Below are 1,063 nucleotides of genomic sequence, written 5' to 3'. Positions count from 1 at the left end.
GCACGAACTCGTCATGCTGCACGGCGCCGGCTGCGACCACGAACATGCGGTCGGTCGTGTAGTTGCGGCTGAGGTAGCCGCGGATCTGCTGCGGCGTGAAGGAGACCACCGTCTGCGGCGTGCCGAGAATGGCGCGGCCGAGCGTCTGGTCGCGATAGGCGACTTCGGAAAACCGGTCGAACACCACATCATCGGGCGTGTCGTTGGCGGCGTTGATTTCCTGCAGGATGACCTGCTTCTCACGCTCCAGCTCTTCCTCTTCGAAAGCGGATTCGGTGAGGATGTCAGCCAGGATATCGACGGCGAGCGGCACGTGGTCTTTCAGGACGCGCGCGTAGTAGGAGGTCGTTTCGGTCGAGGTGGCGGCGTTTACTTCGCCACCGACATCCTCGATCTGTTCGGCGATCTCGCGGGCGCTGCGGCGCGCAGTTCCCTTGAAGGCCATGTGTTCGAGCAGGTGGGCAATCCCGTGCTCGTCTGTCGTCTCGTTGCGCGAACCTGATTTGATCCAGACCCCGAGTGCTGCACTTTCGAGATGCGGCATGGTCTGTGTCACTACTGTCAGCCCGGATTTGAGCCGGGTGCACTCAACTGTCATTGGCTATCTTTCTGCGCCTTCCGCCGATTAGGCCCGGGAATGCTCGTCGATAAATGTTTCTACCTCTTTGAGCTCGGGCTTAACGATCTGAAAGCGCTCCTCCTTGTCCATCAAATCAGCAAGCCACGTCGGAAGCGCGGGGTCAATACCGGATGCGGATTTTACGGCGGCGGGGAACTTAGCCGGATGCGCGGTGGCAAGCGTCACCATCGGAGAATTGGCCTTTTCATGCTTGTCAGCCACGAAAACGCCGATCGCCGAATGCGGATCGAGCAGGTAGCCGGTCTTTTCGAGCGTGGTCTTGATCGTCTCGGCCACCTGCTTTTCGCTGGCGCGGCCGGCGCGGAAATCCTTCTTGATGAAGGACATGGCATCGGCGGAAATGTCGAAACCGCTAGACTGCTTCAGGCTGTCCATGGCGGCACGAACCTTCGACGCATCGCGGCCATAGGCCTCGAACAGCAG

At 60.2% G+C, this 1,063-nt stretch carries 1 protein-coding gene and 1 pseudogene; both read right to left on the bottom strand.

All coding sequences use genetic code 11. The features are described from left to right. The coding region (locus B3605_RS25040; RefSeq protein WP_296436817.1) for a M16 family metallopeptidase at window positions 1-598 on the bottom strand (598 nt) is incomplete at its 3' end. Window positions 599-625: 27 nt separating this feature from the next. Next, window positions 626-1,063, bottom strand: a pseudogene (locus B3605_RS25035) (threonine synthase); the annotation flags it as partial.

The organism is Rhizobium sp. UBA1881 (assembly GCF_002338015.1).
Classification (GTDB): domain Bacteria; phylum Pseudomonadota; class Alphaproteobacteria; order Rhizobiales; family Rhizobiaceae; genus Rhizobium.
Note: the sequence above shows the minus strand (reverse complement) of the source record. Positions and strands in the feature narration are given on the sequence as shown.